Source organism: Sinomonas terrae, assembly GCF_022539255.1.
Classification (GTDB): domain Bacteria; phylum Actinomycetota; class Actinomycetes; order Actinomycetales; family Micrococcaceae; genus Sinomonas; species Sinomonas terrae.
This window is the reverse complement of record NZ_JAKZBV010000001.1, coordinates 3,669,400-3,695,804: the sequence shown is the minus strand read 5'-3', so window position 1 is coordinate 3,695,804 and position 26,405 is coordinate 3,669,400. Positions and strand designations below refer to the sequence as shown.

General features: G+C 68.2%; 22 protein-coding genes. 6 read left to right on the top strand and 16 right to left on the bottom strand.

What is annotated here, in order from left to right:
- Positions 1–33: 33 nt before the first annotated feature.
- Positions 34–1,368 carry an MFS transporter gene (locus L0M17_RS17045; protein ID WP_241055599.1) on the bottom strand — a complete coding sequence of 445 codons (1,335 nt, stop codon included), beginning with the start codon at positions 1,366–1,368 and terminating at the stop codon, positions 34–36.
- 111 nt (positions 1,369–1,479) lie between these two features.
- Between L0M17_RS17045 and L0M17_RS17040 the strand changes: the two genes are divergently transcribed.
- Positions 1,480–2,604, top strand: coding sequence for an FUSC family protein (locus L0M17_RS17040; protein WP_241055597.1), 1,125 nt, complete (start codon positions 1,480–1,482; stop codon positions 2,602–2,604).
- Here the strand turns inward: L0M17_RS17040 and L0M17_RS17035 are convergent.
- The 3 genes from L0M17_RS17035 to L0M17_RS17025 form a co-directional block, all read right to left on the bottom strand.
- Positions 2,594–2,971, bottom strand: a complete 378-nt coding sequence (locus L0M17_RS17035) for a hypothetical protein (RefSeq protein ID WP_241055595.1) — start codon at positions 2,969–2,971, stop codon at positions 2,594–2,596. The genes L0M17_RS17040 and L0M17_RS17035 overlap by 11 nt on opposite strands.
- 183 nt (positions 2,972–3,154) lie before the next feature.
- Positions 3,155–3,355: a hypothetical protein gene (locus L0M17_RS17030; RefSeq protein WP_241055594.1), complete on the bottom strand. Its 201-nt coding sequence runs from the start codon at positions 3,353–3,355 to the stop codon at positions 3,155–3,157.
- A 1-nt stretch (position 3,356) separates the two neighbouring features.
- On the bottom strand, positions 3,357–3,683 hold the full coding sequence (locus tag L0M17_RS17025; protein WP_241055592.1) for a helicase associated domain-containing protein: 327 nt from the start codon (positions 3,681–3,683) through the stop codon (positions 3,357–3,359).
- Positions 3,684–3,788: 105 nt separating this feature from the next.
- On the opposite strand from L0M17_RS17025, the gene L0M17_RS17020 reads away from it, so the two are divergent.
- Positions 3,789–4,757: a magnesium transporter CorA family protein gene (locus tag L0M17_RS17020; protein ID WP_241055590.1), complete on the top strand. Its 969-nt coding sequence runs from the start codon at positions 3,789–3,791 to the stop codon at positions 4,755–4,757.
- A 222-nt stretch (positions 4,758–4,979) separates the two neighbouring features.
- On the opposite strand, the gene L0M17_RS17015 is transcribed toward L0M17_RS17020, so the two are convergent.
- Complete coding sequence (locus tag L0M17_RS17015) at positions 4,980–6,029, bottom strand: adenosine deaminase (protein WP_241055589.1); 1,050 nt, start codon at positions 6,027–6,029, stop codon at positions 4,980–4,982.
- 236 nt (positions 6,030–6,265) lie between these two features.
- Between L0M17_RS17015 and L0M17_RS17010 the strand changes: the two genes are divergently transcribed.
- Positions 6,266–7,084 carry a formate/nitrite transporter family protein gene (locus L0M17_RS17010; protein WP_241055587.1) on the top strand — a complete coding sequence of 273 codons (819 nt, stop codon included), beginning with the start codon at positions 6,266–6,268 and terminating at the stop codon, positions 7,082–7,084.
- An 81-nt stretch (positions 7,085–7,165) separates the two neighbouring features.
- On the opposite strand, the gene L0M17_RS17005 is transcribed toward L0M17_RS17010, so the two are convergent.
- Entirely contained in the window at positions 7,166–9,598 is a 2,433-nt protein-coding gene (locus tag L0M17_RS17005) for a lysylphosphatidylglycerol synthase transmembrane domain-containing protein (RefSeq protein ID WP_241055585.1), read from the bottom strand.
- A 120-nt stretch (positions 9,599–9,718) separates the two neighbouring features.
- Between L0M17_RS17005 and L0M17_RS17000 the strand changes: the two genes are divergently transcribed.
- The 3 genes from L0M17_RS17000 to L0M17_RS16990 are packed head-to-tail and all read left to right on the top strand — an operon-like array spanning position 9,719 to position 13,915.
- Positions 9,719–12,241: a wax ester/triacylglycerol synthase domain-containing protein gene (locus L0M17_RS17000; protein ID WP_241055584.1), complete on the top strand. Its 2,523-nt coding sequence runs from the start codon at positions 9,719–9,721 to the stop codon at positions 12,239–12,241.
- Positions 12,242–13,144 carry a DMT family transporter gene (locus tag L0M17_RS16995; RefSeq protein ID WP_241055582.1) on the top strand — a complete coding sequence of 301 codons (903 nt, stop codon included), beginning with the start codon at positions 12,242–12,244 and terminating at the stop codon, positions 13,142–13,144.
- A 3-nt stretch (positions 13,145–13,147) separates the two neighbouring features.
- Complete coding sequence (locus L0M17_RS16990; RefSeq protein ID WP_241055580.1) at positions 13,148–13,915, top strand: SDR family NAD(P)-dependent oxidoreductase; 768 nt, start codon at positions 13,148–13,150, stop codon at positions 13,913–13,915.
- A gap of 4 nt (positions 13,916–13,919) precedes the next feature.
- Here the strand turns inward: L0M17_RS16990 and hpnH are convergent, their stop codons facing one another.
- From hpnH to L0M17_RS16940, 10 genes are all read right to left on the bottom strand, one after another.
- A complete protein-coding gene (hpnH, locus tag L0M17_RS16985) occupies positions 13,920–14,927 on the bottom strand; it encodes an adenosyl-hopene transferase HpnH (protein ID WP_241055579.1) in 1,008 nt (335 codons plus the stop codon).
- The gene (gene ispH, locus L0M17_RS16980) at positions 14,857–16,422 is read right to left on the bottom strand and encodes a 4-hydroxy-3-methylbut-2-enyl diphosphate reductase (RefSeq protein ID WP_241055577.1); all 1,566 of its coding nucleotides are present in this window, start codon (positions 16,420–16,422) and stop codon (positions 14,857–14,859) included. Before ispH ends, hpnH begins: the two co-directional genes overlap by 71 nt.
- Positions 16,419–18,425, bottom strand: a complete 2,007-nt coding sequence (gene shc, locus L0M17_RS16975) for a squalene--hopene cyclase (RefSeq protein WP_241055576.1) — start codon at positions 18,423–18,425, stop codon at positions 16,419–16,421. The genes ispH and shc overlap by 4 nt, the downstream gene beginning before the upstream one ends.
- 3 nt (positions 18,426–18,428) lie before the next feature.
- Entirely contained in the window at positions 18,429–19,439 is a 1,011-nt protein-coding gene (locus L0M17_RS16970) for a polyprenyl synthetase family protein (RefSeq protein WP_241055574.1), read from the bottom strand.
- A complete protein-coding gene (gene hpnE, locus L0M17_RS16965; RefSeq protein ID WP_241055572.1) occupies positions 19,436–20,809 on the bottom strand; it encodes a hydroxysqualene dehydroxylase HpnE in 1,374 nt (457 codons plus the stop codon). Before hpnE ends, L0M17_RS16970 begins: the two co-directional genes overlap by 4 nt.
- Positions 20,806–21,678, bottom strand: coding sequence for a presqualene diphosphate synthase HpnD (hpnD, locus tag L0M17_RS16960; protein WP_241055570.1), 873 nt, complete (start codon positions 21,676–21,678; stop codon positions 20,806–20,808). Before hpnD ends, hpnE begins: the two co-directional genes overlap by 4 nt.
- Positions 21,675–22,505 (bottom strand): squalene synthase HpnC, encoded by an 831-nt coding sequence (gene hpnC / locus L0M17_RS16955; protein WP_241055568.1) that lies wholly within the window; start codon positions 22,503–22,505, stop codon positions 21,675–21,677. The genes hpnD and hpnC overlap by 4 nt, the downstream gene beginning before the upstream one ends.
- A gap of 4 nt (positions 22,506–22,509) precedes the next feature.
- A complete protein-coding gene (gene dxs, locus L0M17_RS16950; protein ID WP_241055566.1) occupies positions 22,510–24,381 on the bottom strand; it encodes a 1-deoxy-D-xylulose-5-phosphate synthase in 1,872 nt (623 codons plus the stop codon).
- 106 nt (positions 24,382–24,487) lie between these two features.
- Positions 24,488–24,949, bottom strand: a complete 462-nt coding sequence (locus L0M17_RS16945) for a MarR family winged helix-turn-helix transcriptional regulator (RefSeq protein WP_241055564.1) — start codon at positions 24,947–24,949, stop codon at positions 24,488–24,490.
- 21 nt (positions 24,950–24,970) lie between these two features.
- On the bottom strand, positions 24,971–26,401 hold the full coding sequence (locus L0M17_RS16940; RefSeq protein WP_241055562.1) for an FAD-dependent oxidoreductase: 1,431 nt from the start codon (positions 26,399–26,401) through the stop codon (positions 24,971–24,973).
- Positions 26,402–26,405: the final 4 nt, after the last annotated feature.

The following is a 26,405-nucleotide window of genomic DNA, read 5'->3' as shown; positions in this document are numbered from 1 at the left end:
CCTTCGGCAGGGGCGTCCGGCGGCAGCTTCCGGCTAGCCCGCCGCCCTCGTATCGGCGCCGGCAGTGACGAACTCCCTGCCTCGCGTCTCCGGGCCGAAGGCGATCAGCACGGCGATGAAGATCGCGATGATTCCTGCCACGAGCGCCATTGCGACCGCGTAGTTCCCGCCGGTCGACTGTGCGATGAGGGCCTGGATGGTCGCGTTCGCGGCCGCGATCACGTTGCCGACCTGATACACGAAGCCGGGCAGGACCGCGCGAGTGCCCTCCGGCACGAGCTCGTTCAGGTACGCCGGGATGACGCCCCACGCACCCTGGACCATGAACTGGATGAGGAACGCGCCGATGCCGAGCGCGACCGAACCCGTGGAGAAGGCCCACAGCGGGATGCACGGGAGGGCGAGGAGGGCGAAGACGATGATGGTCCGCTTCCGGCCGAAGCGCTCGGAGAGCGAGCCCGCGACGAGGCCACCGATGATCGCCGCGATGTTGTAGAAGATCGCAATGAGGCTCACCGTTCCGGCGTGGAAGTGGCGCTGGACGGTGAGGAACGTCGGGTAGAGGTCCTGTGTGCCGTGGCTGAAGAAGTTGAACCCGGCCATGAGGAACACGGCGAAGATCAGGATCTGCCAGTTGGCGGCGACGGCGGGCCAGAAGGCCGCCTTGCGCTCGCCGTTGGCGGCAACGCCGTTCGCAGCAACGCCGTTCGCAGCAACGCCATTGGCAGCACCACCGCCGATCCCCCGGGCAGCAAGCCAGACCGGGGACTCGTCGACCCGGAAGAAGATGTAGACCGCGAGCAGGATCGGAGCCACGCCGATCGCAAACATGCCGCGCCAGCCGACCGAGTCGATGAGCAGGCCGTAGACGACCGACGCGATGAGGTAGCCGAGCGGGTAGCCCGCCTGGAAGATCCCTGAGACAAGGCCGCGCGAGCGGGTGGGGATGGACTCCATGGTCAGGGCCGAGGCGACGCCCCAAATGCCGCCCATCGCTATCCCGTAGAGCACCCGCAGGGCGAAGAACGTCTCGAAGTTGGGGGAGAGGGCGGAAGCCAGCTCGATAAGCGAGAAGACCACGATATTGATCACAAGGATCGGTTTGCGGCCGAACCGTTCGGCGAGCGGCCCGAAGACGAGAGCGCCGACCGGGCGGAGGACGAGGGTGAACGTGATCGCGAGCGTCGCTGTGACGATCGTGATGTGGAAGTCCTTCGCGAGCGATGAGAGGGCGAAGACGAGCACGAAGTAGTCGAAGGCGTCGAGGGTCCAGCTGCCCGCGCCGGCAAAGAGGGCCTTGCGCTGTGTGGGCGTCCACGGCTCCCGGGGCTGCCGTTCTCTTGGTTGGTTCGCATCATTGCGTGACATGGCCTCGCCTTTTTCCCCTTCTTCCGCCTGCTTTCCTTTCGGCCCTTTCCCAACTTCCGAGGTTTCAAGCGAACTTGCGTTTCCTATGCGTCAGGATGCGACGCTAGAGAAATGGCGGTCACCAACGGCTCCGGCACGTTCCCTTCCCGAGAGGCGCTCGGGAAGGCCCGCAGGGCTGCCATCTCTGGGCTGCGCAAGGCTGTCGCCCGGAGCCGGCTTGAGCTCGCCGGTAAGACCGCGCTCGCCGCCGGACTGGCGTGGGCGATCGCGCCGCTCATGCCGGGGCCCGCAGCGCACTATCCCTACTACGCCCCGCTCGGCGCGCTCGTCACGATGTATCCCACGGTCGCCGACTCCGCAAAGAAGGGCCTCCAGAGCCTTCTCGGACTCGGGCTGGGAATCGGGGTCGCGTTCGCCGTCGCGGCGTTCACCGGTGCGAACGCCGCTGCGGTCGCCGCCGTCGTCGGACTCGGCGTCCTGATAGGCGGGCTGCCGCGCATGGGGGCCGCGAGCGACTGGGTGCCTATGGCGGGGCTGTTCGTCCTGGTCATCGGCGGCCAGCGCGCGGACACCTTCTCACTCGGATACCTGCTCCAGATGGCCGTCGGGATCGTGGTCGGCTTCGCCGTCAATTGGCTCATCCTGCCGCCACTGCATTTTCAGGCCATAGGATCCGCCTTCGCCCGGCAGCGCCGTGCGCTCGCGGGGCAGCTCGAGGACATGGCGGAGGCCATGGATGAATCGTGGCCGCCCGACCACAGTGAGTGGGCCCAGCGCGACGAGCAGCTCGCGCGCACGGCGGGCGAGGTCCGGCAGGCCGTGCACCGCGCCGAGGTGAGCGCGCGGGCTAACCCGCGACGCCGTCGTCATCCGCGGGATCTCGGAGCGGACCTCAAGGATCTCCGCGCCATCGAGCGCCTCACGTTCCAGGTCCAGGACATGACCGACGTCCTCTCAAGCGCGATCTGGGAGGAACGCGCGGGCACGGCCGTTCCTCCCGAGCTGACAGGGGAGCTCAGCGCCGCTCTCCGCGCCTTCTCCGGCGTCATGCGGGCATGGGGAGAGGACGACGTCGAAGCTCCCCTTGGCGAGGCCGAGGAAGCGCTCGATGTCCTCACCAGAGGTTTCGCCGACGTCATTTCCCGGGACGCGTCCGTCAACGCCACAGCCTCGGTGGCGATGAGCCTGCGACGCTCCGTTCAGATCGTCAGGACGCGGTCGTCTGCTAGGGCGTGAGGGGCCGGTGCGAGGTGCGAGGTGGAGAAGACCTGGCCGGAGAAGACCGGGCCGGAGAAGACCGGGGCCCGGCCCGCTGCACCCGGGAACGCCGCCTCTCCGTCGCGGCCACGAGGTCGGACAGGCTGATCTCGATGCCCTGCCAAGGGTTCTCCCGGCTCGGGATCACGAGCTCGGCGAGAGGGACGTCTCGGCGTTGGGTGCGGCCGGTGCCGCAGACCCAGAGCACTTTGGCCCGGGTCTCACCTACGGCGACGAGGTAGCCGTGGACCTCGGCCTTGCCCTTCCGAACTATGACCTTGTGGTTCCCGGCCAGAGCACGGGCGATTTCCTCAGGGCTCGGACCATTCTCAACAGTAGGCTCCACCACAGCACCCCCTGAGCAGAGGTTCCTACACAGGTAAAGGATGGACCGCCGGGGGACGGGGCGCCAGAGGCTTTTAACTTCCATTTCGGCGGCAGGGCCGGGTTCCCGGCATGGAAGGGCCGGAGGACTCCCTGACGGAGTCCTCCGGCCAGCCTTCGGGTGATGGGAGCCTGACGGCTGGGATCAGAGCAGCTTCTTCTCCTCGAGCCTCAAGGCGATGCCGATCGCGAAGAACGTGGGTGCCCAGTGGCCCACGAAGATGCCCCAGCGATCGGATTGGGCGCGGTCGTGCCGGGGGTTGACCCGGCTGAAGGTCCAGGAGAGGACCGAGAGCCCGATGGACCCGAACCCCGCCATGTAGGCGTACTCGCTTTTAATTCCCATGTCATGCAGTTTCTCCAGCATGAGACCCCAATGCCCACTGGCCGCGGTTTGAATCCATCGACCACTCACGGCCGAGAATTTCTTCGAGTACGCCGAGCCGCTTTCCGCACAGCGTCCCGCTCCGTGCGTGCCCCTTCTGGAGCTCGAGCCAGCGGCCCAGGCATGCTTCCTGGGCGTCACGAGCAGGAGACTCCGGCGCGCGGCCGTGGGCGGCAAGGAAATCTCTGAGCCGCTCGACGGTGTCGAGGAACGCTTCGTCGTTAGGCTGCGGCGCGTCATAGACGTCCGTGATCTGGCGCGAAAGCTCCCGCCTCATGAACTCGTCCACGAATCCCCCCACTCGTTTTACATGTCCGATGGCGGGGATTATTCACGGTCAAGCTGGGAGTCAGCTGTCAGCTTTCCTCGCCTCCGTGATCGATAGGATTGCCGGATGGTTCGTACCCGGCTGTACCGCGACGGCAAGCTCGAGCGCGAAGACCTCGCGCTCGCTGAGATCGAAGGGCTGCTCTCCCAGGACGGCGCGACCGTCTGGATTGACTACGAGTCGCCCAGCGAAGAAGACCTCGGCGCCATGGAGACGATCCTGGGCCTTCACCGGCTCGCCGTCGAGGACGCCGTCCACGATCACCAGCGGCCCAAGCTCGACCGGTATCGCACCCACCTCTTCCTGGCCGCCTACGAGGCGGCTCTCGTCCCGGACGGAAACGAACTGTCCGTGACCGAGGTCAAGGCGTTCGTCACGAGACGTGCGCTGGTCACCGTCCATGGTGCGGACTTCGCCGTCGAACGACTCACAGAGAAATGGGACCAGGAGAACGATCTCGCGGGGCACGGCGTCGCCTTTCTGCTCTGGGGCCTCGTGGACCTTCTCGTGGACGGGCACTTCGACGTCGTTCAGGACCTTGACGAGCGCATCGAGGGCCTTGAGGACGCCCTGTTCGACGACCATTCGTCCGATCACGATCTGCAGCGGCGCTCTTTTGAGCTCCGCAAGAGCCTTGTGCGCCTCCGTCGGGTGGTGCTCCCCATGCGTGAAGTGCTCAACACCGTGCTGAGGCGGGACCTCGACATCGCGGACCAGTCGATGCAGCCCTTCTTCCAGGACGTCTACGACCACGTCCTGAGGGCCTCCGACTGGACCGAGTCGCTGCGCGATCTCGTCGGCAGCATTCTCGAGACGCACATCAGCATCCAGGGCAACCGGATGAACCTCGTGATGAAGAAGCTCACGAGTTGGGCGGCGATCATCGCAGTGCCCACGGCCATCACAGGCTTCTTCGGCCAGAACGTCCCGTTCCTCGGGTTCCAGAGCACCCTGGGCCTCGTCCTGTCGATGAGCCTGATCGTCATTGGCGCCCTGGGCCTGTTCTGGCTCTTCCGGCGCAAGGAATGGCTCTGATCGCCGTGGGGATGTTCGTGGGGATGTTCAATTTCGTTACTGTCGGGTAACCTACCAAGTTGTGAGTGATGGAGCTCACGCTTCTCTACGATGATTGGGGCATCAATGGACGCGAGCACGATTCGCGAACTCGCACTGCAGATCAGCGGTATCGACACGATTGTCGCTCTCTCCACAGCATCGGGCACTTCTGCAGCGTCGGGCACTGCCGGGGAGATCCCCTCAACTGGGGAGGCTCCCGCCGTCGACCGCGAGATCCCCTCGGTGCGGACTGTTCGAGACCCACTTGTCGATGAGAGCGTGGAGTTCGGCCTTGCGGGCACTGCTTCCGAATGATGCATCGACCGAGTTGCGCGCGAGCCGTTCCAGAGCCGGTTCGAGAGCCGGGAACGCGTCCACGAGGCCGGCCATGTTGTCTCCGAGGTAGCCGCCGAAGTAGGCGGGGTCGTCGGAATTGACTGTGACCATGATTCCTTGATCGAGCAGATCCATGATGGGGTGCTCGGCGAGGCTCGGGATCACGGCGAGCTTGACGTTCGAGAGCGGGCACACCGTCAGCGGGACGCGGTCGCGTCGGAGACGTTCGACGAGTTCCGGATCTTCGAGCGAGCGGATGCCATGGTCGATCCGTTCGGCGCCCAGGAGATCAAGGGCCTCCCACACATACGCAGCCGGGCCCTCTTCGCCGGCGTGGGCAACTGAATGCAGGCCGAGTTCCTTGGCCCGGGCGAAGACGGGGGTGAACAGCTCGGGCGGGTAGCCTACCTCCGCGGAATCCAGTCCGACGCCGAGGAGGTCGCCGGCTCGGTGGGCAAGTGACTCCAGGGTTTCGAGCGCTTCCTCAACAGGCCTGTCCCGCAGGAACGAGAGGATGAGGCCGCCGGTGATCCCCCTTCGGGCGCCCGCGTTGAGCGCGTCGAGCAGGCCATCGAGCACGTCCTCCGCGGGGACTCCGCGGGCCGTGTGGGCCTGCGCGTCGAAGAAGATCTCCGCATGCCGGACACCTTGGTCATAGGCCCGGGTGAGGTACCGCTCGCCGAGGATTCGAAAGTCGTCGCGAGTCTGCAGCACGGCCATGCAGTCGTAGTAGAGGTCGAGGAATGACTGAAGACTCGTGAACTGGTAGGCCTCGCGGAGATCTTCGACCGACTCGAAGGGCAGGGCGACGCTATTGCGTTCGGCGAGCTCGAAAACCATCTCAGGCTCCAGCGTTCCCTCGATATGCAGGTGCAATTCTGCCGTGGGCAGTGAAGCGATATGCGCGGTTGACATTGCCGTGAGCCTTCCTTCCTCTGCCGCCGAAGCGACACGAAGGAACCTAGCACGGGTTTAGTGAGGGAATTGGCGGGTACCTGTTCTTTAGGCGCCGCCGAATTGGGAGATCAAGCGGCGTTGGTGATGGTGTTTCATGGGTGGATGCCAGGGGAACGATGGCGGGCCGGATACGGCTCGCCATCGTTGCGTCAAGGGTCAACAGCTCAAAGGACCGCCATGAACGGGAGGGTGTTGTGAGCGACGAGGACCGCCGGCGGGAACTCGGCAGCAACGACGCTCCCGTCGAGGAGGAAATCGAGGAATCGTTCGACCGGATCGTGGCCGAGGGGGCGCAACGCCTGCACCGGACTTGGCGATCCGTCCTCATTACCGGCTTCTTCGGGGGAGTCGAGGTCGGACTCGGCGTCATGGCCTATCTCGCCGTCATGCACTCCACCGGAAGCAAGCTGCTGGCGGGACTTGCGTTCGGCATCGGCTTCATCGCCCTCCTGCTTGCGAAGAGCGAACTGTTCACCGAGGGTTTCCTGGTGCCCATTGCCGCCGTCGCGGCCCGTGAGGCACGCGTTGGGCAGCTCATCAAGCTCTGGGCCGGAACCCTTGTCGCGAACCTCGTGGGCGGCTGGTGCTTCATGTGGCTCGTCATGCAGGCCTTTCCCGAGTGGTCTTCCACCGTCATCGAATCCGCCCAGCACTTCGCGGAGGCACCGCCCAGTCTCCAGTCCTTCTGCCTTGCCACATTGGGTGGCAGCACGATCACCCTGATGACCCGCATGCAGCACGGCACGGAGTCTGTTCCCGCCAAGATCGTCGCCGCTGTCGCGGGCGGCTTCCTGCTCTCAGGCCTGCCCCTGTTCCACTCGGTGCTCGATTCCCTGCTGATCTTCGGCGCCATCCATGCAGGCGCGCCCTTCGGCTACGGTCAGTGGTTCGGCTGGTTCGCCTACACCGCCGTCTTCAACGTCCTGGGCGGCCTACTGCTCGTGACTGCGCTTCGGCTGCTCCGCAGCAAGGAACTGCTGAGCGAGCGGCGCGCTGATTCACAGTCGCCCTGATTCACAGTCGCGCTGATTCACCGTCGCGCTGATTCACAGTCGCCCTGATTCACTGTCGCCCTGACTCGTCGGGAAAGCGGGTCAGAGCACTCCCCGGTGCTGCAGGATCCTGAAGGTGACGACGCCGGGCAGAACCGGCAGCCAATAGGTCAGCAGGCGTGAGCCGAGGACTGCGGCGACCGCGTTGGAGGGCGCGACGTCGATCGCCGTCAGTCCCGCAATCATGGCTGCCTCGACAGCGCCGAGACCGCCGGGCGTGGGCGCGAGCTGGCCCAGGGTGGACCCCACGATGAAGACGGCGAGCACGGGCACAAGGGGGAAGTCGGGGGTGAAGGCAGCCAAGGTTGTCGCGAGCGACGCCGCCAGGAGCAGCAGGTATGCCGTACAGCCGGCAGTCAGTTGAACGGCTCGGAGCGGATTGCGCAGCAGGGGGATGATCTCCTGGCTGATCTCGCGGACCCATGCGACCCCGGGACTCACCACCTTGCGCCTGCCGAACGGTGACGCGAGGAAGAGAACGACCGCCAGGAGCAGGGCCCCCACGGCGACCAGCACGGGCCACGCCAGCACCACGTTGACGTCGCCGACCGGGACGGCGCCCCCGATCACCACGATCCCCAGGATGGTCCCTATGGCGCCGACGAGGCCTGTGACAATTCGGTTCACGCCGATGGCCGCAACAATCTGCGGCCCGCGCAATCCGATCCGTTCCAAGTAGACCCAGTTGATCCTGTAGAAGCCCAGCCCTGCCGCAGTGGTCCGCCCCGTGAAGGCGGCAGCGATCTGGACGACGATGGTCTTCCTGATCGGCAGCCGCCGGACGCAGGAGCCCAGGAGTGAGACGGCGGAGGCCAGAATGGCAAGGAAGCCAATGAGCACCGTCACTATCAGCCACCGAGTGTCGCCTCGGGCCAGCAGCACGAGCACCTGATCGATGTTGGAGAGCTCGGGGAGCAGCAGGTAGACGGCCAGACCGCCCACGAGCAGCACGATGATCGTGGACGGGCGAACCGGCAGCCGGAGCGATGGGACCGGAGCCCCGATCTCCTCGGCCAGTCCTTCCCTCAGCTTGGCCAGCACGCCACTTCCCGGCGCAAGCTGGCGGCGCAGCCGGCGGTGCAGCACCATGCGCTGGAGGTAGGGCAGCACGTCGAGGAGAACCTCTCGGGAGAAAGCGCGGCGAATGCTCGCAACGGCACGATCGGGGCCCACGACTGAAGCCAGCGAGACGAGCAGCTCCGCCGCGTCCTGCCGGTAGCTTCCGGGGGCGCCACCCACGCGGCTGAACGTGAAGCTGGAGATACGAGGCTGGCCGGCGGCGTCGACCAGGATGTTCTGTGCGCGCAGATCTTGGTGGGCGATGGGGACGCTACCGAGGGCGCGAACGCAGCCCCAGATGGCATCGAGCAGGGATTCGCTGACCTCGTTGGCCGGGAGGCTGGACAGTGGCTGCCCCTCGATGGCGCGCGAGATCAGGAAGGGCGGCCCGTGCTCGATTTCACCGGCCAGGACGACCGGTACGGTGCCGACACCAGCCCGCTCCGCCAGCAGCGCGATGTAGGCCTCGTGCTCCACCTCGTGCAACGGAGTGGAGAGGGCCGGGCCGTGCTCGACGTCTATGGACGCCAACGCGTTGCTCACACGGTGAAGGGGACCGGCGCGGCGGTGGAGCCTGCGGACGGTCTTCATGCGGAACAGCGCGCCGTCGGCGGCAATGATCTCGTACTCTTGCGGCCGCAGCAGTCCCCGATGCACGGGGACGACCCGCGCTCCGAGCAGGCCCGCTTGCTCCACCGCCTTCTGGAGCGCGGACTCGGAGGCCCGTCTGCCGGGGGCGCCCAGCACGATGTGGAACAGCTTCCCCATACCCCAACCCAGCACGACTCCCGCGAAGGCCCCAACGGGCAGATTCTGTCCGAGAAAGACATTGGCCGCGGCGACAAGGACCACCAGGACCCAACTCGTGTTCCGCGAGAGCCTGGTCAGGTAAGGGGTGGAGACCGATGCGAGCGCGGCGATGACCGCGCTGCGTGGGTCGGGGAACGTGAAGATGCCCGTGCCAGGGGCATTGAGGAGCTCTGAATGGACCCCGGGGGGAACCAGCCGTGGAGGGACCGTCCAGCTCACGACGACGGCGAGCAGCCACGCGGCGGCCGCCGCGAAGGCCATGGACGCACCGAGGCGGATCCGTCCGATGTAGAGGGCAAGCCCGACGGCGGCCACGATCCCGGGCCACCAGCCCAACCAGGTCAGGCCTTCCCAGATTGGAGCCGACCAGCTCGGCAGGCGCTGCAACTGGGAGGCGATGGCGGCCTCCACCGGGTTGCTGCCGGGGGCGACGGCGATGAGCCGGCACCCGAGGACCACAGCGGCAGCTACAGCCATTCTGACGAAGTCGGAGGGATGCCGCCCGATCGAGAGCCTCAGGCGCGCGTAGCGGCTGCTCCTTTTGGGGCGGCGAGCATCGTGCCCGGAGTCCGGGCCGCCGTCCTGGCCGGTCCGGTTCGCCGCCATGCTTTGGATCTTGCCCCTGTCTTCTGAGCACGTCAACGCCACAGGCAGTACCTGCCGTTCTCGCAGGGGAGAGCCGGGACCCCTTGCGGATAGGCCTGTGTTCAGGGGCATTATGGGTCCATGCCGAATCCGAGCGGATTCTTCGAGGGGGGGCGCGCTGATCCCGACGGGGGTGCCGTGCGGCGCGTGCTGACGATCTCCGCCAACATGGGCGGGGGCCACAACGCGACGGCGGCTGGGCTGGAGGAGGCCGTCCGGGGGCTATGGCCCGGCAGCGAGATCCGCCGCCTCGACACCCTCGACGATCTCCTCGGCCCACCGGTCGGTTCTCTTTTCCGGCGCATCTACGTCACGAGCGTGGAGAGAGCGCCGAGCCTGTACGAGTTCTTCTACTCGGCGCTCTGGCGCCACCGTTGGTTCGCCCACGCGTCCAAAGGGTTCACCGGGATCTGGTGCGGCTCGCGCCTCGCGCCGCACATCGACGGGTTCGATCCCGATCTGATTCTCTCCACCTACCCTCTGGCAAGTTCCGGCCTGGCCTGGCTCCGCCGCCACCGCGGCCTGAGCGTGCCGTCTGCCGCGTGGATCTCCGACTTTGCCCCGCATCCCTTCTGGGTCTACCGCGACCTGGACGTCAATTTCGTGATGCATGAGGTGGCCGAGCCGCATGCGCGTTCCGCAGACCCCGGTTCCGAGGTCCAGGTCTGTGCCCCTCCCGTCGTGGCGGCCTTCAGCCCCGGGGACCGGCAGGACGCCCGCCGGCGCTTGGGCCTGAGCGCTGACGCCTTCGTGGTACTGGTCACGGCAGGTGCCTACGCATTCGGCGATGTAGTGGCCACGGTGCGCGCCCTGCTGGCAGCCGCTCCGGAGGTGCAGGTGGTCGCGGCGTGCGGCCACAATGGCACGACTCTGGCCCGACTGAAGAGCCTTCGCCTGCCACCGGAACGCTTGGTGCCACTGGGCTGGACCAATGGAATCGAGGACTATGTCCGTTCGGCCGATCTCGTCCTGACCAATGCCGGCGGAGCGTCGGCTCTGGAGGCCCTCGCCTGCGGTCGGCCGCTGCTGATGTGCCGCCCGATCGCCGCCCACGGGGCAGCCAACGCCCAGCTCATGGTGGTCAGCGGTCTGGCCGACATCTGCGCCGATGAGGAACGGCTTGTCGACTACATCCGGACCGGCGTTGCCGACCGGGAGGCCTTCGAGGTCCTGGAGCGCAATGCCTCCAGCCACCGGCAAGAGGGGGATCTGCGCTCCGCTCTGATCGGACTGACCGAGCCCCGGGCCACCCCGCCTGCCGTGGACCGGCCGTGGCCGCTTCGCCCGGCTGACGCGTTCTTCACCCACGTGGAATCCGCCAAGGTGAGGCAGGAGATCGGAGCTGTCCTGACCCTTGGCCCGGTCGCGCCGGGCCGCGCGCTGGATGTCCAGACCCTCCGCAGGGACCTTGCCCCGCGGGCGCGGGGGCTGGCGCCCTTGCGCCGCCGTCTGGTCCGTGGTCCGAGGGGCGGCTGGGTGATGGAGGAGTCGCTGGACATCAGCAGGCATGTGTCCGAGTGCGTGCTCGCCCCGGGCGCCGGGGAGTGCGAGGTCGACGGCGCCGTCGACCGCTTCTGGTCGGTGCCCCTGCCGGAGGACCGCCCGGGCTGGCAGATGCTGCTGGTGCGCGGTCAGGCGGGCGGTCAGGCAGTGCTCGTCATGAAGATGCACCACGCCCTCGGCGACGGCATTTCTGCACTGGGGCTCCTGGACCGGCTGCTCGCCGCCGAAGCCGGCGACCCGCTGCGTGAGCGCGGGGACGCGGCGAACGGCACCCACACCCCGCACAGGACTCCGGGCCGGGCAGCTCCGCTGGGCCGGGCAGCTCCGCTGGGTCGGGCGGCTCTGGGGTTATGGAGCCTCGCGAGCCGGGGCATGGCGCCCCGGCATCCGCTGAACCGGAGTGCCATTTCCAGTTCGGAGCGTCAGTTCGTTCCGGTTGCCCTGCCGAGGGACATGCTGCGGCTGGCCGCGCGTTCCCTGCATGCTCAGCCCCACGAATTGGCTCTCTCCGTCATCGCCGACGCGTTGAGCCGGCTGCTCGAGGGCCGTGCCCTCCTGACCGAAGGGACCCCACTGCGCGTGATGGTGCCCGTGGCGATGCGGGCACCCCGTCTCGACCGGATCTTCGGGAACTGGACCGGGAGCCTGGCCCTGGACCTGCCGATGGGCTGGATGGAGCCGGGCCGCCGCGTGGCCGAGATCCGGAACGGGCTGCGCCGCCAGATGGAGAGAGGGGAACCGGCCGCGGCCCAGCTGGTCATGCAGATCGCAGGAAGGCTGCCCGCGGCGGCGCACGCCGGGTTTGCCCGCCTGGTCTACAACCGGCGATTCTTCAACTCGATCGTCACCTACATGCCGGGTGCCCGGGGTCCGCGCTCATGTGGCGGCGCCCCAGTCACGGCCATGTACCCGGTCCTGCCCCTGACAGAGGGCGTCCCGATCACGGTGGGGGCCGTGGTCGCCGGCGACACCGTCGGCGTCGGCGTCCTCTCGGACCCTGCCTTGGGGCTGGACAGGGCGCAGATCAAGGCAGCGCTGAGGGATGCGCTCGAGGACGCCCTGGCCGCAATGCAGCCTGCTCCGGATTCGGCGGCGAGCTAAGTGGAGCTTGCTCAGATCTGGGCGGTCCTTCCGGCGGTCGGTGCGGCCGCTTCCTTTGGCTCGGCCGGGCTGCTGCAGCACCGCGTGAGCCGGCAGGCTCCGCCTTCCGGGCCGCTGCGGCCGCGCCTGCTCTGGGACCTGATCCGGATTCCGGCCTTCCGCTGGGGAGTGCTGCTGGGCGCGCTCGGATTTGCCCTGCAGGCGACAGCGCTGTCCTTCGGGCCGCTGAGTCTGGTCCAGCCCATCCTTGCCACGGGCGTGCTGTTCTATCTGGGGATCGCTGCGGCCGTCATGCGTCAGAGCCCTGACTGGCGCTTGGTGGGTGCGGCGCTGTTGACCACCCTGGGAATCAGCGGTTTCCTCGTCGCCGCGAAGCCCGTCCAGAGCGGCGGCCATCTGCACGGCCTCATCTGGCCCCTCGGCGTAGCCTTCGCCGGCGTGGTCGTCCTGTGCCTTGTTGTCGCCACCAGACTCGCCCACCGATACCGGGCGCTTCCCTTGGCAGTTGCTGCGGCCGTCTGTTACGGCGTCACAGCCAGCCTCGTGCGTAGCCTCGTCTCGGGAGTGGACGTGGCCACCCTGTTCGGACAGTGGCAGCTCTACGCCGTGATCATTCTCGGCCCGGCCGGATTCCTGCTGAACCAGAACGCCTTCCAAGAAGGCCGCGTGGGCTCGGTTGCGGTGGCCGTCATCACGGTGGGCGACCCCGTCGTCTCGATCATCGCAGGCGCCGTCTGGCTCGGTGAGCCTCTTGCCAGCGGCCCGGGACCAGTGGCCGCGCAGGTGATCTCGCTGCTGGTGATGACTTCCGGAATCGTGCTGCTGGCCCACCGGGCGCAGGCAGTCGGCGAACGCATCCGCGGCGAGCAGGGGGAGCAATCGGACATGCCGGAGGTGCAGTAGGACGTGGGCCTCGACGGGAGCAGAGCGCTCATCACCGGCGCGTCCTCGGGCATCGGCAGGGCTATTGCCCTCGCTCTGGCGGCCGATGGATGCCAGACGCTCCTTACGGGCCGGGACAGCCAGCGGCTGGCCGAGGTAGCCGCGGAGACCGGCGGGAGAACCGTCGTCGCCGATCTGAGCGAGCCGGATGGGCTGGGCCGCGTGGCCGACGCCGCGGCCTCCTTCCCGCTGCCGGATCTCGTGGTCCATGCCGCCGGAATCGGTCGTTTCGAGAGGATGGCGGGAGGCACAGGCGTTGACGACGACGGCACGCACGACGACGGCACCCTCCTTGCGACCAACTACCTCGCTCCCGTCCGGCTGACCCGGGCGTTGCTGCCGGCAATGCTGGACCGAGGCTCCGGGCGGCTGGTCTTCGTCGGCTCGATCGCGGGCCTGCTGGGCGTGGCGGGAGAGTCGGAGTACGCCGCGTCCAAGGCAGCGTTGGGCACCTTCGCAGCGAGTCTGCGAGCAGAGCTCAGCGGAAGCGGGGTGGGGGTGACAACCCTCATTCCTGGCGTGGTGGACACGCCGTTCTTCGAGCGTCGTGGGCTGCCCTATCAGCGTCGCTTCCCTCGTCCGGTCCCAGCGGCGAGGGTGGCCACGGCGCTGCTCCGCGCTCTCGATCGGGAGCAGGCGCAGGTGGTAGTGCCCGGCTGGCTGCGCGTGCCGATAGCGCTGCAGGCCTGCACCCCGCAGGTCTATTCGCGCCTGGCCGGACGCTGGGGCTGAAGGCTTAGCTCCGCATCGCCCGCAACGACTCCCGGAGCGAACCCATCGTGGCCATTACGGCAGTGGGTTCGTAGCCGCAGTGTGCCATGCAGTTGGCGCACCGGGGATCGCGCCCGCGTCCGTACTTGTCCCAGTCGGTCTCCTCGATCAGTTCCTTGTAGGTGGACGCGTAGCCGTCCGACATGAGGTAGCACGGCTTCTGCCAGCCGAACAGCGAATAGCTGGGGATGCCCCACGCAGTGCAGTGGAAGTCCCGCTTGCCCTCGAGGAAATCGAGGAAGAGCGGAGTGTGGTTCAGCCGCCAGCGCTTGCGATTGCCGTTTGCGAAGGCCTTCGAGAACAGGGCCCGGGTTTCCTCCACCACGGGGAAATGCTCCTGGTCAGGTGCCTTCTGATAGGCGTAGGCGGGGGAGATCATCATCTGGTCGACTTTGAGGTCATCGTTGAGGAAATTCATCACGTCGATGATCGTCTGAGGGGTGTCGGTGTTGAAGATAGTCGTGTTAGTGGTGACCCTGAATCCCCGGTCCTGCAGCCAGCGGATCGACTCGACCGCTTCATCGAAAACCCCGTCCTGGCACACGGACTTGTCATGCCGCTCGCGGAGTCCATCCAAGTGAATGGTGAACGCGAAATACGGTGACGGCTTGAAATCGAATTTGTGCCACCATTTGCGCACCAGCAGCGCGTTCGTGCAGAGATAGACGAACTTCTTCTGGGCCACGAGCTCGTTGACAATGCGGTCGATCTCCGGGTGCATGAGCGGCTCACCGCCGGCGATGGACACCATGGGTGCGCCGCACTCCTGGATGGCACTGACGGCTTGCTCGACCGGCATTCGACGGCGCAGCTGGTCCGCCGGGTGCTGGATCTTTCCGCAGCCGGCGCAGCCCAGATTGCAGGCGAACAACGGCTCCAGCTCCACCAGCAGCGGGAACTTCTTATTGCCTTTGATCTTCTGCGCGGCCAGATACCCGGCCATCCGCAGATTCTGGCGCAAGGGCACGCTCATGGTGGCGCACCTCCTTCGGTAATGTGAATTGGACGTGTTCTTCGGTGATTCCGTTCTCCAGGACGTCGACAGCGCCAAGGCCACGTAGCCCTGCTATGACGCCATCCACCAGTTCCTGGGGCGCGGAAGCTCCGGCCGTGAGTGCAACCACTCCGACGCCGTTAAGCCATTCAAGGTCTATATCGGCCACATCATCGATGAGATGTGCGGCGGTGCCTACCCGCTCTGCCTTTTCCACGAGACGTTGCGAATTGGATGAGTTGTTGGAGCCGACGACGAGGGCGAGCCCGGCGTCCTTGGCCACCTCGGCCAGGGCCAGCTGTCGGTTGGTGGTTGCATAGCAGATGTCGTCGGAGGCGGGTTCCCTCAGGTTGGGAAACCTTGCTTGGAGGATGTCGACCAACTCGGCGACCTCGTCCGCGGCCAGCGTGGTCTGCATGATGTAGGAGACCCGGTCAGGATCCGCGACTGCGACGGTGCGCGCATCATTGGTGTTCTCCACGAGCAGCGTGTTCGCGGGCCGCTCGCCCATGGTTCCCTCGGCCTCTTCGTGGCCCGCGTGCCCCAGGAAGATGACGGTGTCGCCCGCGTCCGCAAACCTCCGCACCTCTGTGTGCACCTTCTGCACAAGGGGGCAGGTGGCATCTATGACGTCCAGCTTGCGGCGCTCCGCCTCGGCCCGGACTGCTGGGGAGACGCCGTGAGCCGAGAAGACGACGGTGGCGCCGGGCGGGACCTCGTCGAGCTCGTCGACGAAGACAGCGCCGCGCGCCGCGAGATCCTGAACCACATGCTTGTTGTGCACGATCTGCTTGCGCACATAGATAGGAGCGCCTCGCTGTTCGAGGGCCAGTTCTACGACGTCGATGGCCCGGACGACGCCGGCACAGAAGGAACGCGGGCCGGCCAGGAGGACTTGGCGCGGCCCCGCAGCCCTGCCCCAGATCTGGAGGGCAGCCCCGACGCGCGGCAGGATGCGAAGGGCGGTGGCCATCCGGCCGACGGTGGCGGGCCGCAGCAGCGGGCTGCCAGCCGGATCCGCGATGACGCGCACTGCTGCAATGGCGGCCTCGTGGGCGGCCGCCAGCACGCCAGCGGATTCCATGTCGACGCAGATCGCCCCTGTGGCTGCCAGCTCTTCGCGCTCCGGAGAGACCACGACATGATCCACGCTCACGATCGGCCCGGTGACGACCCGCAGCCCCTGGCGGCGGAGGGCGGCCGCGAGCAGCGGGGCGCTCGGGCATTCGATGGTTCGATCGGCGCCGCGAACCTCGGTGGCCACGACGACGTCGCCCGGCGCGAGGTCGGGGCGCAGGCCCCCGCCGATGCCGGCCACGGCCAGCGCACCCGCCCGGCGGACGCTTCGGTCGCCAAGCGCCCACGTGGTCGCCTTCGCGCCGATGCCCGTCTGGACGACAGTTCCGCCCCGCACCGTCCGCCTGAGTGCGGCGGCTTCGAGCAGGCTTGGTGCGCACAGCAACATCTCTGTCATCGTCGAGACCTCCTCAGGCAACGGCCCAGTGCACTGACCGGAAAGACCAGCCGGTACAGGTGGTAGTTGATGTAGAAGTCGCCGGGGAAGCCGGTCCCAGTGAACTGGGGCTCGTCCCAGCTTCCGTCCGGGCGCTGGTGGGAGACAAGCCAGTCCACTCCGCGGCGGGCCGCGTTGCCGTCGGCCTCGTTCGCCGCATCCAGCGCCAGCAGCGCCCACGCAGTCTGCGACGCCGTCGACTCACCGCGCCCGGCCCAACCAGTGTCCTTGTAGGAGCGCAGGTCCTCACCCCAGCCGCCGTCGTCGTTCTGGTGTGCCCACAGCCATTGCACGGCCCTGCGCACCGGGCTGCTGTCGCTCGGAAGGCCGGCCAAAGTCAGGGCAGGGACCACTGCGCCAGTTCCGTAGACGTAGTTGGCCCCCCACCGCCCGAACCAGGAGCCGTCCGCTTCCTGATGCTCGAGCAGCCAGCGCACACCCCGCGTCAGTGCAGGGCCGTTTTCGCCGCGTCGGGCCAACATCTCGACGACGTGGGCGGTAACGTCCGCGCTGGGCGGATCGATCACGGCGCCGAAGTCGCAGAACGGCAGTTGATAGGCCAACTCACGGGTGTTGTCGACGTCGAAGGCCGCCCATCCGCCGTCCCGGCTCTGCATCCCGAGTATCCAGTCCCTGCCACGGGAGGCTGCACTTCCGCGCTCGGGGGTGGGCCGGACGCAGTCCAGGCCCATGATGACCTCCGCGGCATCGTCGATGTCCGGGTACCCGTCGTTGTCGAATTCGAAGGCCCAGCCTCCGGCGGGGACATGGGGGCGGCGCACCGCCCAGTCTCCGCGCACCCGGATCTCCTCCCCGCAGATCCAGTCGGCGGCCCGCTCGAGCGAAGGGTGCCCGGATGGCAGGCCCGCATCGGCCAGCGCGGTGAGCGCCAGGGCGGTGTCCCACACCGGTGACTGGCAGGCCTCTATACGGCGCATCGGGCCCGCCGCGGTCTCTTCGGTAATGGTGAACCTGTTCCAGCCGCCCAGGCCCCTGACCAGCACTGGATCGTCCAACGAGTAGCCGTAGGCTCGCAGCGCCATGAGGGAGTAGACCCACGGCGGCTGGATTCCGCCCCACGAGCCGTCCGCTTCCTGGCGGTCGACGATCCACTCGACCGTACGGCGCAGCGCCGTCGCCCGCGCTCCCTGCCCCGGGAAGCGCTGGTGGCGTTGCCGGATCGTTTCGTAGCGGTGCAGTACCGAGTCCAGCAGGTCGAAGGCGCGGGCCGCCGGGGACGGCGCGCGAGCGGGGGTCTCGGTGGCCACGCCAGCTGCGGCAGCACCGGCGCGCAGTTCATCGATGCCGAAGCCCAGCTCGGCCTGCGGGCGCAACGCCGCCAGAACGGTCAGCGGGGCGATCGTCTGGCGGGCCCAACAGGCAAAGTCATACAGGTTGAGCGGGACGCGCGGCGGCAGGAAGATCAGCTCCGGCGGCAGCGCCGGCACTTCGTCCCAACTCCAGGCCCCGAACAGGGCCAGCCAGATGCGGGTGAAGACCCGGGTCCGCTCGAGGCCGCCGTGGGCGAGGACGACGTCGCGGGCCAACCGCATGTGGCGTTCCTCCGGGGCATCGCCGGCGAGCCGCAGCGCGACATAGGCCTCCGCCGTCGTCGACGGATCCGCCGGGCCGCCGTAGAAGTTGGCCCAAGAACCGTCGCCGCGCTGCTGGCTGCGGATCCACCGCGCGGACTGGGCGGTCTGCTCGGGGGTCCGCACGCCGAGGAACTGGCGCATCAGCAGGTCCTCGGCGTCCATCGTCACGTTCGTTTCCAGCTCGCCCTGCCACCAGCCGCCCTCCTCCTGGAGCCCCAGGAGGTGCTGGACCGCGGCGTCCAAACAGGCTTGGGCAGCGGCGTCGTCCGCTGGAGCCGGGGCCGGAGCTGGGGCCGGGGCTGCGGCCGGGGGAGGAGCAGGTGCCGGACGCCAGAGGCTGGCGGAAGCGTTCCGATCGATCGTGGTCATCGCTCAGCGGTCCCGGTGGCTGAGCTGACGGGCCAGCGTGGTGAAGTCCTCCGCTACCGCTCTCGGGAGGGGCAGGGAGTCGATCCTGGCCAAGGCCGCCTCGAGCTCCTCATCGGCGCGCTGCTCGGTCCAGTCCTTGCCTCCAGCCTCCACGACGAGTCCCGCAGCCTCGTGCAGTTGCGCCTCGTCGAGCTCGTCGGGCCATGCGTAGAGCATGGCCAGCCGGTCTCCGGCAGGAGTTCCGGACGTCAGCGCGTACACCACCGGCACCGACTTCTTGCGGGAGCGGAGGTCGGACAAGACGGGCTTCCCGGTCCGTTCGGGGTTGCCCCAGATTCCGAGGATGTCGTCGGCAAGCTGGAACGCCAGGCCCAGATGCTCCCCGAACTCGGCCAGACCCAAGGCCAGTTCCGCGGGCGCGTCGGCGAGGACGGCACCGAGCGAGGCCGAGCAGGCCATGAGCGCGCCGGTCTTGTCCGCGGCCATCTTGAGGCATTCCGCGAGGCTCACCTGCTCCTGCGTCTCGAAGGCGAGATCGGCGGCCTGGCCGGCTATCAGCCGGCGGGTGCTGGCTGTGAGGCACCGAAGCGCCCAGTCCTTGGTGGCCGAGGGCGCCTCGGCCAGCAGTTCGCTCGCGAGCGAACACAGCGCGTCTCCGGCCAGGATCGCGGCCGGAATGCCGAACTGGGCCCAGGCCGTCGTCCGGTGCCGTCGCTCCGTGTCGTGGTCCATCACGTCGTCGTGCAGGAGGGAGAAGTTGTGGATGAGCTCGCACGCGACCGCGGCCGGGACGCCGATCTCGTCGCCAGCGCCCGCCGCCCACGCCGAGAGCAACGCCAAGGCGGGCCGAATTCCTTTGCCCGTACCGGAAATCGGAGTCGCCTCGCTGTCCCAGAAGCCCAGATGGTAGCCGCAGACGTGGCGGGTCGCGGGGTCCAGACGGTCCAGCGCAGAGCGGAGCGGGGCGTCGATCCGCCGCTGCCCTTCGGCCAGGATGCTCACGGTGGCGGTCATGCAATCACTTCCCTTGTCATCGCGCGGCTCTTGAGCGAAGTATCGAGGGCTTCGACGGCGGCCAGTCCGCTGCGCACGGCGCCCTCCATCGTGTCCGGCCAGCCGGTCGCGGTCCATGCACCGGCCAGCACGAGGCGAGGCCAGCGGGTGACGGCCGGCGGCCGGAGCGCGCCGGTTCCAGCTCCTTGTCGGAAGGTGGCCCGGGGTTCGCGGGTCACGAACGAGTCGACGACCGAGGCTTTGCGGGCGCCCGGGAAGACCGAGGCCAGCGCGGCGAGATGGCGGGTGCGGATCTCCTCCGTGGGCGTCCCGATCTGCTCGTCCGCCGCGGACAGCGAGGAAACGAGATACTGCCCACGAGTTGCCCCGGCCGCTTCGGTCCGGTCAAAGACCCACCAGCTCCCGGCGTCCAGCACCGCGGCGAGGGGAAGCGTGGTCACCGGGCGGTCGTAGAGGACGTGGACGTTGAGGATCGCGGCGTCCCCCAGCTCATCCCAGCGCTGGTCCGGCACAGCGGACGGCGGGGCCAGACGCGCCGCTGCGGCGTGTGGCACGGCCAGCACGACGGCGTCGGCCTCGACTTCCCCGGAATCGGTCCTGACGCTGACGCCACTGCCGGATCCGCTGATGCCACGCACTCGCTCCCCGGTGTGCAGGCCGATGCCGAGCCGCGCGAACGCTGCCCGGGCCGGCCCGTCGTGCAAACGGGACAGGGGGACCCGGGGAACCCCGACGTCCCCCGCTCGGACCTCGTCCAGGAGGCCGGTTCGGAACACTCGGGCCGCAAGCGCGAGCGACGCCTGGTCCGGGACGATGTTCAACGCGGCGATGCACAGCAGTCCCCACAGGCGGTCGACGGCGGCCGGCGTCTGCCCGTGGCGACGGAGCCACGCGCCGAAGGTGACGCCGTCGTTGGCCGGATCATCGGGGTCGACGGCGCGCAACGCGCGGGCGGCGAGCACCGCCCGGGCCCGATCTGCCGCGGGCAGGGCGCGGTAGCGAGCCAACGCGGGAAGGAGATGGAGCGGGGCCGGGCCATGCAGGCCGCGACGCAGGCGGGTCGGGGGGTGGTTCGGGGTCAGCACCGGAACGTCGAGCCGGTCCTGGATGGCGATCCGGTCCAGTGCGCCCAGCCGGCCAAGAAGCTCTTGATACCGGCTATAGCAGCGCAACAGCACGTGCTGCCCGGTGTCCGCCGTCAGGCTGTCCCTCTGGAAAGAGTAGGTGGCGCCGCCCAATCGAGGCCGGGCTTCGAGCACTGTGACGCGGGCACCCCGCTCGGCGAGGCCGATCGCGGCGGTTATGCCGGCCAGACCGCCTCCCACTACCACTACGGTGCTCGCTCCCACCGCGCTGTTCGGCCCGCTCATGTCCGCCCCCACACGATGGCCCGGAGCGCGACCCGCAGTTTCCCCGACGCGGGCAACGACAGCCGCTGCGCCCGCACGACCTCAGGATCGGCGGAGATCCGATTCAGCAGCTGACGGTAGATTCCCGCCATCGCGGCGGTGCAGGCAGCGCTGCGGTGATCGAGCAACGGCAGCAGCGCCAGGCCCTCGGCATACCAGTCCTTGGCCCGTGCCGCCTCGAACCGGACCAGGGCGGCGAACCTTTCGGGCGGGTCCGCCAGATTGCCCATGCTGTCGAGTTCGAGGGAGCAGCCGAATCGATCAAGGTCCTCGCGGGGCAGATACACGCGTCCGGTCTGACGGTCCTCGCGGAGGTCGCGCAGGATGTTCGTGAGCTGGAGCGCGACTCCGAGGGCGTCTGCCAGCGGTCGGGCTCGCTCGGGCTCGGCTGGGTTGTAGACGCCCAACGAGAGCCGGCCGATCGACCCCGCCACACAGCGGCAGTAATGGACCAGCTCGTCGAAACTCTCGTACTGCCGGCCCTCGACGTCCGCGCGGCAGCCGTCGATCAGCTCATCGAAGGCCTCCAGCGCGATGGGCAGTCTGGCAGCCGCATCGGCGAGGGCCACCAGGACCGGGTCATCCTGTGCCCCTGCGGCGCCATCCCGGATCAGGTTCCGCAGGCGCTCGGCGGTGGCGGAGAGGGCCAGCAGCTTCTGCTCGGACGGCATATTGCCGTCGCCGATGTCGTCGATCCGCCGGGCGAGGGCATAGATCGCGCACATGGCCTGGCGTTTGACCGGGGGCAGCAGGCGGATCCCGTAGGAGAAGTTCCTTGCCTCCCGGCGGGTGATCTCCGCACAGGCCTCGTACGCGGCTTCCACGCTCATCCGGGCCACCTCACGGTCGCCTCGAGCCAGGCCCGCGCGACGTCCCAGCCGGATGGCTTCCGGGTACGCATGGGGTCGTGCCCGCTGCGCCGCAACAGCGAGGCGGCGGCCCGCCCTCCGGCGATATAGCCCGAAACGGCGAGCCGCGGCCACCCGCTGAGCGTCGAGACCAGAGGTGCGCCGGCGTCGAGCCAGGCCAGCGCCCTGTCGGTCTCGAAGGCGATGAGGGCTCTGAGTTCTTCGGTGGCCACCGGGCTGTCCAGCAGGGTTTCGGCGACCTTGAATCGCCGGAGGTCGCGCTGTGGCACGTAGATCCGGCCGCGGCTGTAGTCCTCGCCCACGTCCTGCCAGTGCTCCAGCAGCTGGAGGGCGGTGCAGATCCGGTCGGAGAAGGCGATGCGGTCCGGAGTCGCGCAGCCGAAGATGTGGAGGACGATCTCTCCGACCGGATTGGCGGACAGCCGGCAGTATCCGAGAAGGTCGTCGAACGTTTCGTAGCGGGCCACCCGCTGGTCAATGAGGTTGGCCTCGACGAGTCGCAGCCATACTCCGATCGGCATCCCAGCCCGGGCAACGAGACCACCCAGTCCGGCGACCACCTCGTCCTCGGGGTTGCCCGTCTCGTACAACCGGTGGACCTCGGCTCGGACCCGCTCCAGCTGTGGCACCCGTCCTCCGGGGGCCTCGTCCCCGAGGTCGTCGACGTAGCGGGCAAATCGGTAGGCCGCGACGAGGTCGGCGCGGATGGGCCTGGGCAGCACCGCCAGCGCGACGGGGAAGTTCTCACCCGCCATGGCGTCCGTCAGGCTTGCTGGATCAGTGATCACGCGATCACCGCTGGCCGCTCTTGGAATGGAGCCGGGCGAGCACCGGCCGGTCGATCAGGGTGCGGATGGCGTTGGCTATCCCCGAGGCGTCCAGTCCGTAGCGGGCCAGCAGTTCCGTGCGGCTGCCGTGAGGGATGTACGCCGTGGGTAGACCGAGGTTCACCAGCGTCGTGTCGGCGCCGGTGGCCGAGAGCGCCTGGGCGATCTGGCTGCCCACGCCGCCTGTGCGCACCCCGTCCTCCACCGTGACGGCCAAGGGGTAGCTGGCGGCGAGGCTGACCAGCGGCTCGGCGACCGGCAGCACCCATCGGGGGTCGACGACGGTGCACTCGATCCCTTCGGCCGCGAGGGCTTCGGCCGCGCTTAGGGCGGCGACGGCGGTCGCACCGACCGCGACGACCAGGACGCTGGCCCGATCGGCGGTCCTCAGGATGTCGACGCCGTCGTGGTGACCAAGAGCTGGGATCGCGGGCCCGAGATTGCTCTTGGGGAAGCGCAGAGCGGTGGGCCCCCGCTGGTCCGCAACGGCTTCCCGGAGTTCTTCGGCCAAGGACGTGGCATCGCGCGGTGCGGCGACCCTCATGCCGGGGATGTTGCCCAGCATCGCGAGGTCCCAGATGCCGTGGTGGCTGGGACCGTCGGGGCCTGTGATGCCCGCCCGGTCGAGGCTCAGCGTGACGGGCAGCCGGTGGAGGCCGACGTCGAGCAGCAATTGGTCGAAGGCGCGCCCGGCGAATGTCGCATAGAGGGCTACCACCGGATGGGCCCCGCCCATCGCGAGGCCGGCCGCCGAGGTGATCGCGTGCTGCTCGGCGATGCCGACGTCGAAGCACCTTCCGGGGAAACGGTCCGCGAACGGCTGCAGCCCGGTCGGCCCGAGCATCGCTGCGCTGATGCCGACCAATTCCGGGTAGCGCGCGCCAGCCTCGAGCATCGCTTCCGCAAACGCGTCCGTCCACGTCGCTGCCCCCGCGCGGGTCGTCTGCGAGCTCTGCGGGGGGCGCCCGGTTGCAACATCGAGGACGCCGACGCTGTGCAGTCGATCGGCGTCGTCGTTCTCCGCGGGCGTGTAGCCGCGGCCCTTCTGCGTCAGGCAGTGCACGAGCACGGGGGACCGCCGGGCCGCAGCCTGGGCCAAGGCGCGTTCCAAGGCCGCCAGGTCATGTCCGGGCACCGGGCCCAGGTATTCGAAACCCATCGCGGTGAAGATGGATCCAGTGACGTCCGATTCAGCCGGGCCCCCCTGAGCTCCAGCCACGCCGAGCATGGCGACGACGGCGGCATACCCCCGGCGGTCATGCAGCCGATGCAGGTGCCGGGGCAGGCCTCCCGCCGTGGGGGAGTACGAGCGGCCGTTGTCATTGAGCACGACGATCACGGGACGCCGTGAGACTCCGAGATTGTTAAGAGCCTCCCAAGCGAGGCCCCCGGTGAGCGCGCCATCGCCGACGACGGCGACCACGGTGCGGTCGCTGCCTGTGAGTTCAAATGCCTTGCTCAGGCCGTCTGCGTAGGAGAGCGCCGTCGAAGCGTGCGAATTCTCTACGAGATCGTGCTTGGATTCGCTTCTGTTGGGATAGCCGGACAGGCCGCCGGCGGTACGCAGTTTGCTGAAGCCGCCTCTGCGGCCAGTCAGGATCTTGTGGACGTACGCCTGATGTCCGGTGTCGAAGATGATGGGGGTGAAGGGCGACTGGAATACCCGGTGCAAGGCCATGGTGACCTCTACGATGCCCAGATTCGGGCCGAGGTGGCCGCCTGTGGCACAGACTGATTCGACTAGGAACTGGCGGATTTCCCCGGCAAGCTGGGTCAGTTCGGCTGCCGTGCAGGAGCGGAGTGCTGCGGGTCCGTCAAGCTCATCGAGCATGCTCATCATGAACCTCCGTTGGCCATGGAGGGCGACTATCGCTAGCCGCTCACGTCCGAAGCTCCCCAACGGGCCGTGAATATATCGCGTTGCGAGGCTCCGTGTCGTGAGTCTAAGCCGAAGGTGAGCCCTGTGTGTAGAGTCCCGGGAGGCGCTGGAGGAAGTCAGCCGAAAGCTGGTGGAGAAAGTCCTCGGAAATATGGAGCATCGCCGCCGCACGTTGGAGTTCATCGAGGTGGGCGCGGCTGAGGCGTTCAAGAATGACTGCAGCTTCTGGGGTGAGGCTGAGTCGCACCACCCTTGCGTCTTCGGGATCCCGATGGCGTTCGAGCAGATGCGTCAGCTCCGCACGGCGAACTAGACCGACCGCGCTGTGGTGGCGGATACGCAGGGCAGCGGCAACGTCACGGACGCTCGCGCCCCCGTTGTGTGTGCGTACCACCAGCAGCAGTTGGTGCTGTTGGGCGGTGAGGCCAGCCTTCACGGCCTCCTGCTCGCTCCAGACGATGAACGCGCGCAGCGCGTTCCGAAACGTTAGCAGCAGGCTGTATTCGGCGTCGGTCAGGTCCGACATACGGCCATGATACGCGCGACCTCAGCTCGCGTTCTGGCGTGAGATGCGCACCATCTCTTGACGGGGCACGACCTTGACTCGTTCGCGTTGGACGGGAGTGCCGCGTTCGGCGGATTCGGCGGTGAACTTCTCCCCGAGGGCGCGTTCGTGGGCGTCGAGCTCGTTCCAGCCCTCCCAGGTGGTGTACTCGATGCCGCGCTCTTCGAGCAGGGCGATGATGGCGTGCTCGTCGGGGTCCTCGGCGCGGGGGAGGGAGTCGCGGTCCTCGAGCAGGCAGCCGATCGTCTCGAGGGCGTCGCCCTTCGTGTGGCCGATGAGGCCGACGGGGCCGCGCTTGATCCATCCGGTCGTGTAGACCCCGGGGACGGGGTTCCCGTCCGCGTCCAGGACCCGCCCGCCGTCGTTGGGGATCACGCCCCGGTGCTCGTCGTACTCCAGCTCGGCCAGCTCCGAGCCGTGGTAGCCGATCGCCCGGTACACGGCCTGGACCGGGTAGTCCACGAACTCCCCGGTCCCGCGGACGTTGCCCGTCCCGTCCAGCTCCATCCGCTCGAACCGGATCCCCGCGACCCTCCCCGGGGCCTGGGGCGAGTCGTAGATCCGCACCGGGTTGTGCAGGAAGTGCAGGTGCAGGCGCCGGGAGGCCCCCGTGTCCTTCTCCTCGGCGATCCAGTTCGCCAGCGTGTTGACCATGGTCTTGACCTGGTTGTTGGTCCTGATCGCCTCGTCCGAGGCCTCGTCGAACTCGAAGTCCTCCGGGTACAGGACGATGTCCACGTCCCGGGAGTGGGAGAGCTCGCGCAGCTCCAGCGGGGTGAACTTGATCTGCGCCGGCCCCCGCCGCCCGAACACGTGCACGTCCGTGACCGGGCTGCGCCGGAGCGCCTGGTAGACGTTGTCCGGGATCTCGGTCACCAGCAGGTCCTCGGCATGCTTGGAGAGCATCCGCGCCACGTCCAGGGCCACGTTGCCGTTGCCCAGCACCGCGACCTCCCGGGCCTCCAGCGGCCACTCCCGCGGCACGTCCGGGTGCCCGTCGTACCAGGAGACGAAGTCCGCCCCGCCGAAGGAGCCCTCCAGGTCCGCCCCCGGGATCTCCAGCCGGGCGTCCTTGACCGCCCCCGTGGCGAAGACCACCGCGTCGTAGAGGCGGCGGAAGTCGCCCAACGTCAGGTCCCGGCCGTAGGCGACGTTGCCGATGAAGCGGATGTCCCCCCGGTCCAGGACCTTGTGCAGCGCGTTCACGATCCCCTTGATCCGCGGGTGGTCCGGGGCCACCCCGTACCGGATGAGCCCGTACGGGGCCGGGTACTGGTCGAACAGGTCGATGCTGACCTCCAGCCCGGCATCCCTGACCTCACTCGACTTCGTCAGGATGTCCGCCGCATAGACCCCGGCAGGCCCGGCACCGATCACGGCCACACGCAGGGGACGGACAGGGACGTTGGTCACGGGC

Excerpts from the sequence above, each read along its gene's own strand:
- ispH (WP_241055577.1), bottom strand. The coding sequence starts at position 16,422 with ATGACAGAGATGTTGCTGTGCGCACCAAGCCTGCTCGAAGCCGCCGCA.
- L0M17_RS17005 (WP_241055585.1), bottom strand. The coding sequence starts at position 9,598 with ATGGCGGCGAACCGGACCGGCCAGGACGGCGGCCCGGACTCCGGGCAC.
- L0M17_RS17000 (WP_241055584.1), top strand. The coding sequence starts at position 9,719 with ATGCCGAATCCGAGCGGATTCTTCGAGGGGGGGCGCGCTGATCCCGAC.
- dxs (WP_241055566.1), bottom strand. The coding sequence starts at position 24,381 with ATGAGCATGCTCGATGAGCTTGACGGACCCGCAGCACTCCGCTCCTGC.
- shc (WP_241055576.1), bottom strand. The coding sequence starts at position 18,425 with ATGACCACGATCGATCGGAACGCTTCCGCCAGCCTCTGGCGTCCGGCA.
- L0M17_RS16970 (WP_241055574.1), bottom strand. The coding sequence starts at position 19,439 with ATGACCGCCACCGTGAGCATCCTGGCCGAAGGGCAGCGGCGGATCGAC.
- L0M17_RS17015 (WP_241055589.1), bottom strand. The coding sequence starts at position 6,029 with ATGTCAACCGCGCATATCGCTTCACTGCCCACGGCAGAATTGCACCTG.
- hpnE (WP_241055572.1), bottom strand. The coding sequence starts at position 20,809 with ATGAGCGGGCCGAACAGCGCGGTGGGAGCGAGCACCGTAGTGGTAGTG.
- L0M17_RS17045 (WP_241055599.1), bottom strand. The coding sequence starts at position 1,368 with ATGTCACGCAATGATGCGAACCAACCAAGAGAACGGCAGCCCCGGGAG.
- L0M17_RS17020 (WP_241055590.1), top strand. The coding sequence starts at position 3,789 with ATGGTTCGTACCCGGCTGTACCGCGACGGCAAGCTCGAGCGCGAAGAC.
- L0M17_RS16945 (WP_241055564.1), bottom strand. The coding sequence starts at position 24,949 with ATGTCGGACCTGACCGACGCCGAATACAGCCTGCTGCTAACGTTTCGG.
- hpnD (WP_241055570.1), bottom strand. The coding sequence starts at position 21,678 with ATGAGCGTGGAAGCCGCGTACGAGGCCTGTGCGGAGATCACCCGCCGG.
- hpnH (WP_241055579.1), bottom strand. The coding sequence starts at position 14,927 with ATGAGCGTGCCCTTGCGCCAGAATCTGCGGATGGCCGGGTATCTGGCC.
- L0M17_RS17030 (WP_241055594.1), bottom strand. The coding sequence starts at position 3,355 with ATGGGAATTAAAAGCGAGTACGCCTACATGGCGGGGTTCGGGTCCATC.
- L0M17_RS17040 (WP_241055597.1), top strand. The coding sequence starts at position 1,480 with ATGGCGGTCACCAACGGCTCCGGCACGTTCCCTTCCCGAGAGGCGCTC.